Consider the following 7,639-nt stretch of genomic DNA (forward strand, 5'->3'; position numbering starts at 1 on the left):
CGGCCAGCCGCAGCCGGACGCGCCGCGCCTGCGCGTGGCGCCGGACGTTCGTCAGGGCCTCCTGGGCGGCGCGCAGCAGCACGACCTCCGCCTCCCGGCTCACGGGCAGCTCGCCGTCGGGCAGCACCACCTCGACGGCCACGCCCGTCTCGGCCTCGAAGCGCCGGGCGAGGCGCTCCAGGGCCCCGGCCACCGTGACGCCCTCCAGGGCGACGGGGGAGAAGGCGGCCACGAGCGCGCGCGCCTCGGCGAGGTTGTCCCGGGCCGTGCGCTCGGCGAGCTCGATGCGGGCCACGGCGGCCTCGCGGTCGTCCCGGCGCAGGTCGGCGACGGCGGTCTGGGTCAGCATGACGACGCTCGTGAAACCCTGGGCGAGCGTGTCGTGGATCTCCCGCGCCATGCGTTCGCGCTCGGCGACGACGCCCGCCGCGTGGTGCCCCTGCGCGAGCTCCGCCTGCGCCGCCTCGAGCTGCTCGAGGAGCTCGGCGCGCTGCTCGCTCTGCTCGGCGACGTAGGTGATCCACAGGCCCAGGAGCAGGGCGAACCCGAGCGAGACCGCGGCCTCGGTCGCCAGGCCCAGGACCTCGTCGCCGGGCCCGACCCCCTCGCGCACGGCGATCGCCCCGAAGAGCAGGACCGTGAGGGCCGTGGTGACCAGCACCCCGCCCCGCCGGGTCTCGGCGAAGTACCAGACCTGGCTGTAGGCGACGAAGAGCAGCAGCGACCCGGTGGGGTTCGTGTAGGTGACGACGACCGCGACCGCCAGGAGCACCGCGAGGTACGCCGCCACCAGCGCGCGGTCGCCCGTGGCCGCGGCGCGCCGGCCGATCGTCACGTAGGCCACGACGAGGACGGCGAGCCCGCCGAGCCCCCAGCCGAGCTCCGCCGGCGCCGAGCCGCGGAAGGCCAGCAGGGACACCGCCGTGATGGCGGTCAGCGCGTAGAACGCCAGGTCCCAGCCGCGCCGTGTGCGGGCCCAGAACTCGGTCCGCACCGACGTCCGGCGGTCGGCGGCCGGGGGACGGCCCTCAGCCGTCGTCACGACGCCGCCACCGGAAGGTGCGGATGCCGACGACCAGGCCCACGAGCAGGTACGCCGTCAGCACCGCTGCGATGCCCAGGTGCTCCCAGCTGCCGCTCGGCTCCATGACGACGGCCTGCTCCGGCAGGAACACCGACCGCATGCCCTGCGCCATCCACTTCAGCGGGAAGATCGACGCGACCTGCTGCATCCAGGACGGGAGTTCGCCGTAGGCGAAGAACACCCCGGAGACGAACTGCAGCACGATGACGACGGGCGTGACGACGGCCGACGCCGACCGCCCGCTGCGCGGCAGCGAGGAGAAGGCCACGCCGCAGACCGCCCCCGCGGCCGTGCCGAGCGCGAAGACCCAGGCGAAGGTCCACCAGCGGCCGGGATCGGTGGGCAGGTCGATGCCGAACAGCCCGGCGGCGACCGCGAGGAGCAGGCCCACCTGCACCAGGCTGACGACCAGCACCAGCCCGACCTTGCCCAGGAAGTAGGCCAACGGGGGCATCGGGGTGCCCCGCAGCCGCTTGAGCCCGCCCTCGTCGCGCTCGACGGCGATGGAGATCGCGAGGTTCTGGAAGCTCGACAGCAGCACGCCGGTCGCCACCATGCCCGGCAGGAAGTACTGCCCGAACGGGACCCCGGGCTCCGGGCCGACGCGGGCACCGTCCTGCCCGAAGACGGTCGCGAAGATCGCCAGCATGATGACGGGGTAGGCGAAGATGAAGATCACCGCGTCGCGCTCGCGGAAGAAGCCGACGGTCTCCGTGCGGGTCCGCGCCAGGGACACGGCCAGGGTGGAGGGCAGCCGTCCCGAGCGGGCGGGGGTGCCGCGCGGCGCCGCGGCCGGCTCGCGGGTGACGGGCGTCGTCGTCGGGGTGCTCATCGTGACGTCTCCAGGCTGGGTGCGGACGGGGTCGTGGCGGCGGGCGTGCCCGCCGCGCCGAGCGGCTCCCGGACGGGGCCGTCGGCGGTGGCACCGGTCGGCGGGGCCGCTCCGGCCGTCCCGGCCACCCCGGCCCCGTCGGTCTCGCCGATGAGCGCGAGGTACACCTCCTCCAGCGTCGGCCGGCGCACCTCGAGGTCGGGGACCTCCCCGCCGAGGCGGTACGCGAGGGCGGTGACGAACGCCGTCGGCGTCGCGGTGCGCTCCTCGCGGGCGTCCCCGCCCTCGCGCCAGCGCACGACGGCGTCGCGCTGCGCCCGGTCGCCGAGGCGGGCCGGCACGTCCAGCGCGACCACGCGGCCGTCCCGGACGACGGCGCACCGGTCGGCCAGGTGCTCGGCCTCGTCGAGGTAGTGCGTCGTCAGCAGGATGGTCGTGCCGCCGTCGCGCAGGCCCGCGATGAGGTCCCAGAACATCAGGCGCGCCTCGGGGTCGAAACCCGTCGTGGGCTCGTCGAGGAACAGCAGCTCGGGCTGCCCGACGATCCCGAGCGCGACGTCGAGCCGGCGCCGCTGGCCGCCGGAGAGCTGACGGGTGCGGGTCCGGGCCTTGTCGGTGAGCCCGACCGCGGCGACGACCTCGTCCGGGTCGCGCGGGTCGGGGTAGTACCGGGCGAAGTGGTGGACGAGCTCGCGCACGGTGAGCTCGGCGTGGTCGTCGGTCGACTGCAGGACGACGCCGATGCGGCTGCGCCAGGCCCTGCCCGCGGCGCCCGGGTCCTCCCCGAGGACGCGGACCTCCCCACCGTCGCGCCGCCGGTGCCCCTCGAGGATCTCGACGGTCGTCGTCTTCCCGGCGCCGTTGGGCCCGAGGACGGCGAAGATCTCGCCCGGGTGCACGGTGAGGTCGAGCCCGTCGACGGCGCGCTTGGCGCCGTAGTGCTTGCGGAGGTCCCGGACGTGGACGGCGGCTGCGGTCATGAGACCAGCCTGGCCCGCCGACGTGCCCCGCGGACAGGACCTGACGACGGGCCCGGGGGTCCACCGTCCGGTGGACCCCCGGGCCCGGTCGTCGGTCGCGTGGGGCTGCCCGCCCTCGGTACTACTCGGCCTCGCCGAGCAGGGTCTGCAGCCGCTGGACGCCCTCGACGAGGTCGTCGTCACCGAGCGCGTAGGAGAGACGGACGAACCCGCTCGGCCCGAACGCCTCGCCCGGCACGACGGCGACCTCGACCTGGTCCAGGATCAGCGCGGCGAGCTCGGCGGACGTCGTCGGCGTGACGCCGCGGATCGTCCGGCCCAGGAGGCCCTCGACGCTCGGGTACGCGTAGAACGCGCCCTTCGGGGTGGGGCAGCGCACGCCGTCGATCGCGGAGAGCATCTCGACCATGGTGCGGCGGCGCCGGTCGAAGGCCGTCCGCATCTCGTGCACCGCCGACAGGTCGCCCGTGAGGGCGGCGATCGCCGCGCGCTGCGACACGTTGGCGACGTTCGAGGACAGGTGGGACTGGAGGTTGGTGGCCGCCTTGATGACGTCGGCGGGGCCGAGCATCCAGCCCACGCGCCAGCCGGTCATCGCGTAGGTCTTGGCGACGCCGTTGAGGACGACGGTCGTCTCGGCGAGCTCGGGGACGGCCCGGACGATCGGCGTGAAGGCGGCGTCGTCGTAGACGAGGTGCTCGTAGATCTCGTCGGTGATGACCCAGATCCCGTGCTCGAGCGCCCAGCGGCCGATCTCGGCGGTCTGCTCGGGCGAGTAGACCGCACCGGTCGGGTTCGACGGGGAGCAGAAGAGAAGGGCCTTGGTGCGCTCGGTGCGTGCGGCCTCCAGCTGCTCGACGGTGACCAGGTACTCCTGGTCCGTCCCCGCGAACACCTCGACCGGCACGCCGCCCGCGAGGCGGATCGCCTCGGGGTAGGTGGTCCAGTACGGCGCGGGCAGCAGGACCTCGTCGCCCGGGTCCACGAGCGTGGCGAACGCCTGGTAGACGGCCTGCTTGCCCCCGTTGGTCACCAGAACCTGCCCGGGGGAGACCTCGTAGCCGGAGTCGCGCAGCGTCTTGGCGGCGATGGCCTCGCGCAGCTGCGGCAGGCCGGCGGCGGGGGTGTAGCGGTGGTTCGCCGGGACCGAGCAGGCCTCGACGGCGGCGTCGACGATGTACTGCGGCGTCGGGAAGTCCGGCTCACCGGCGCCGAAGCCGATGACGGGGCGCCCGGCGGCCTTGAGGGCCTTCGCGCGGGCGTCGACCGCGAGGGTCGCCGACTCGGCGATGGAACCGATGCGCCGGGAGACGCGGCGCGGGGCGTGAGGGGCGTCGGAGGCAGGCGTCTGGGTCACCGGTCCATACTGGCAGAGGCCTCGTGCCGCGGACGGGCCGTCCGGCAGGTGCGACGGCGCACCCGGCAGCCGTCCGCAGGCGTCCGCCGGGGGCCTCGGCACAGCACCCGCAGAGCCCGAGGGCGGGCTCCGCCTGCCGGTGCCGCCGGCACGTCGGCGGGGGCGGTTCGACCGGCGGCCCGGGAGCACGTACACTCGCTGGCTGCAGCAGTACCGAAGGGCAGTGGCGCAATTGGTAGCGCACCGGTCTCCAAAACCGGCGGTTGTGGGTTCGAGTCCCTCCTGCCCTGCGTGATCGGCCGCCAGGCCGCTCCGGACGTCAGCCCGTCCTGGCGCGGCCCCGGCCGTCGTCGGCGCGTCGAGGGTTGCGGCTGTCGGTCGGGACGACCGAGCACGCCGACGACGAACGGCGACGCACCTCGCGTCGCACCGACAGCAGCACGACGAGACGTAGGGACGAACTGTGAGCGAATCCGCACGCGCGGCCGCCTCCGGTGCCGAGGGCAGCAGCGCCGGCACCGGTGCCGGCACGACCGGCAGCACGCCGGAGCGCCGGCAGCCGGAACGCCGGGGCCTCTTCGCGCGCATCGCGCTGTTCCTGCGCCAGGTCGTCGCCGAGCTGAAGAAGGTCGTCCGGCCCACCCGGTCGGAGCTCCTCAACTACACCTCCGTGGTGCTCGTCTTCGTCATCGTCGTGATGGCCTTCGTGACCGTCCTCGACCTGGGGATCGGGACCGCCGTCGGCTGGATCTTCGGCGGCTGACGCCGCCCGTCCGCACGACCGGCGCGCCGCCGCCCACGCCCCCTCAGCAGAAAGCAGGTTGACCCCGTGTCCCAGGAGCCGCTGGACCCCCAGGCTGACGTCGAGTCCCCCGAGGTCCTCGAGGCAGTGCCGTCCGTCGAGGACGTCGAGGACGCGGACCCCGCCGAGGAGCTGCAGTCCGCCGAGGACGCGGCCGAGGAGCTGCAGTCCGCCGAGGACCCGGAGGCCGACGCGGCCGTCGACGAGGCCGAGCACGACCTCGACGCGGCCGTCGAGGTCGCGGCCGACGTGGCCGAGGAGGAGGACATCGACCCCGTCGACGCCTTCAAGGCCGAGCTGCGCCGCCTCCCGGGCGAGTGGTTCGTCATCCACTCCTACGCCGGCTACGAGAACCGCGTGAAGGCGAACCTGGAGAACCGGATCCAGAGCCTCAACATGGAGGACTACATCTTCCAGGTCGAGGTGCCCATGGAGGAGGTCACGGAGATCAAGAACGCGCAGCGCAAGATCGTGCGCCGCGTCCGGATCCCCGGGTACGTCCTCGTCCGCATGGACCTCACCGACGAGTCGTGGGGCGCCGTGCGCCACACCCCCGGCGTGACCGGCTTCGTGGGGCACACCCACCAGCCGGTGCCGCTCACCCACGAGGAGGTGTTCGGCATGCTCGCCCCCTCCCTCGCCCCGGCGTCGGAGAAGAAGGCTGCCGCCGCCGCCCCGCAGATCGCCGTCGACTTCGAGGTCGGCGAGTCGGTCACCGTCACCGACGGCCCCTTCGACACGCTGCCCGCCACGATCTCCGAGATCAACGCGGAGGCGCAGAAGCTCAAGGTGCTCGTCTCCATCTTCGGCCGGGAGACCCCGGTCGAGCTGTCGTTCAACCAGGTCGCCAAGATCTGACCCGTCCGGGACGGTCGCACGACAGCACTGCAACCGGGTCATCGCCCACGGCGTCGGCCCACGAACACGGAAGGCAGTCATGCCCCCCAAGAAGAAGGTCTCCGGCCTCATCAAGCTCCAGATCAAGGCCGGCGCCGCGACGCCTGCCCCGCCGATCGGCCCTGCCCTGGGTCAGCACGGCGTCAACATCATGGAGTTCTGCAAGGCCTACAACGCGGCCACCGAGGCGCAGCGCGGCGACGTCATCCCCGTCGAGATCACCGTCTACGAGGACCGTTCCTTCACGTTCATCACCAAGACGCCGCCCGCGGCTGAGATGATCAAGAAGGCCGCCGGCGTCGCCAAGGGCTCTGCCACCCCGCACACCACCAAGGTCGCGTCGCTGACGCAGGACCAGGTGCGCGAGATCGCGCAGACCAAGCTCGTCGAGCTGAACGCGAACGACATCGACGCCGCGATGAAGATCATCGCGGGCACGGCCCGGTCGATGGGCATCACCGTCCAGAGCTGAGGCGCGCAGCCGGAGGTGGGACCGAGCGCAGCGAGGTCCCGCCGAAGGCGAGCACCGAGGATCTGGACAATGAAGTACCTCCAGAGCTGAGGCGCGCAGCCGGAGGTGGGACCGAGCGCAGCGAGGTCCCGCCGAAGGCGAGCACCGAGGATCTGGACAATCAGATCCGTCCAGAGCTGAGGCACTCCCGCCTCACCGGACACCGAGTGGCAGGGCCAGGCGCTGGCCCCATGACCACGACTGCAGAGGAGAAGCAGATGGCACAGCGCAGCAAGGCGTACCGCAACGCCGCGGAGCGGATCGACCGGGAGCGGCTCTACGCGCCGCTCGAGGCGATCCGTCTGGCGAAGGCGACGTCCACGACGAAGTACGACGCGACGGTCGAGGTGGCCTTCCGCCTCGGTGTCGACCCCCGCAAGGCGGACCAGATGGTCCGTGGCACCGTCAACCTGCCGCACGGCACGGGCAAGACGGCGCGCGTCCTGGTCTTCGCGACCGGTGAGCGTGCCGAGCAGGCCCGCGCGGCCGGCGCCGACGAGGTCGGTGGCGACGAGCTCATCGAGAAGGTGGCCGCCGGCTACACCGACTTCGACGCCGCCGTCGCGACGCCGGACCTCATGGGCAAGGTCGGTCGCCTGGGCAAGGTCCTCGGCCCGCGTGGCCTCATGCCGAACCCGAAGACCGGCACGGTCACGATGGACGTCACCAAGGCCGTGACGGACATCAAGGGCGGCAAGATCGAGTTCCGCGTCGACAAGCACTCCAACCTCCACTTCATCATCGGCAAGGCGTCGTTCGACGACGTGCAGCTGGTGGAGAACTACGCCGCGGCGCTCGACGAGGTGCTGCGTCTGAAGCCGTCGACCTCGAAGGGCCGGTACATCACCAAGGCCTTCGTGACGACGACGATGGGCCCGAGCGTCCCGCTCGACCAGAACAAGACGCGCAACCTCACCGAGGAGGACGCGGACGCCTCCTGACGTCCCCGGGGAGGTCGACTCCCGCACGTTCGAAGGGCCCGGCAGCGTCTGCTGCCGGGCCCTTCGTCGCGGTCGGGGGTCAGTGGCCCCCGTGGCCTCCGCCCGGACGGCTCGCGGGGTCCGGGCCGTCGGCGGGCGCTGCGGGTCCCGCGTCCGTGCCGTGCCCACCGTGCGGCACGGCGTGCGCGCCGGCTTCCGTCCCCGCCAGCCCGGTCGCGGTGAGGGCCGCGACGAC

Annotated in this window: 8 protein-coding genes and 1 tRNA gene; 5 read left to right on the plus strand and 4 right to left on the minus strand. The window is 73.1% G+C overall.

Translation table 11 applies throughout. The annotated features are described in order from the left end of the window. The 4 genes from N866_RS14450 to N866_RS14465 form a co-directional block, all read right to left on the minus strand. Nucleotides 1-1,042: sensor histidine kinase (locus tag N866_RS14450; RefSeq protein ID WP_052023092.1), on the minus strand; the 1,042-nt coding region annotated here is incomplete at its 3' end. Then, complete coding sequence (locus N866_RS14455) at nt 1,029-1,916, minus strand: ABC transporter permease (RefSeq protein WP_052023093.1); 888 nt, start codon at nt 1,914-1,916, stop codon at nt 1,029-1,031. The genes N866_RS14455 and N866_RS14450, both read right to left, overlap by 14 nt. Then, the gene (locus N866_RS14460; RefSeq protein ID WP_081802674.1) at nt 1,913-2,896 is read right to left on the minus strand and encodes an ABC transporter ATP-binding protein; all 984 of its coding nucleotides are present in this window, start codon (nt 2,894-2,896) and stop codon (nt 1,913-1,915) included. Before N866_RS14460 ends, N866_RS14455 begins: the two co-directional genes overlap by 4 nt. A 121-nt stretch (nt 2,897-3,017) precedes the next feature. After that, nucleotides 3,018-4,253, minus strand: coding sequence for a pyridoxal phosphate-dependent aminotransferase (locus N866_RS14465; RefSeq protein ID WP_034227585.1), 1,236 nt, complete (start codon nt 4,251-4,253; stop codon nt 3,018-3,020). Nucleotides 4,254-4,470: 217 nt separating this feature from the next. On the opposite strand from N866_RS14465, the gene N866_RS14470 reads away from it, so the two are divergent. From N866_RS14470 to rplA, 5 genes are all read left to right on the plus strand, one after another. Further along, a tRNA-Trp gene (locus tag N866_RS14470) sits at nt 4,471-4,543 on the plus strand. A 173-nt stretch (nt 4,544-4,716) separates the two neighbouring features. Continuing rightward, nucleotides 4,717-5,016, plus strand: coding sequence for a preprotein translocase subunit SecE (secE, locus tag N866_RS14475; RefSeq protein WP_034227586.1), 300 nt, complete (start codon nt 4,717-4,719; stop codon nt 5,014-5,016). A gap of 66 nt (nt 5,017-5,082) precedes the next feature. Next, entirely contained in the window at nt 5,083-5,913 is an 831-nt protein-coding gene (nusG, locus tag N866_RS14480; protein ID WP_034227588.1) for a transcription termination/antitermination protein NusG, read from the plus strand. Between the two features lie 79 nt (nt 5,914-5,992). Beyond that, complete coding sequence (gene rplK / locus N866_RS14485) at nt 5,993-6,424, plus strand: 50S ribosomal protein L11 (RefSeq protein ID WP_034227589.1); 432 nt, start codon at nt 5,993-5,995, stop codon at nt 6,422-6,424. A 257-nt stretch (nt 6,425-6,681) separates the two neighbouring features. After that, entirely contained in the window at nt 6,682-7,404 is a 723-nt protein-coding gene (rplA, locus tag N866_RS14490) for a 50S ribosomal protein L1 (RefSeq protein WP_034227591.1), read from the plus strand. The last annotated feature ends 235 nt before the right edge of the window (nt 7,405-7,639 follow it).

This window comes from Actinotalea ferrariae CF5-4, from assembly GCF_000603945.1.
Taxonomy (GTDB): Bacteria; Actinomycetota; Actinomycetes; order Actinomycetales; family Cellulomonadaceae; genus Actinotalea; species Actinotalea ferrariae.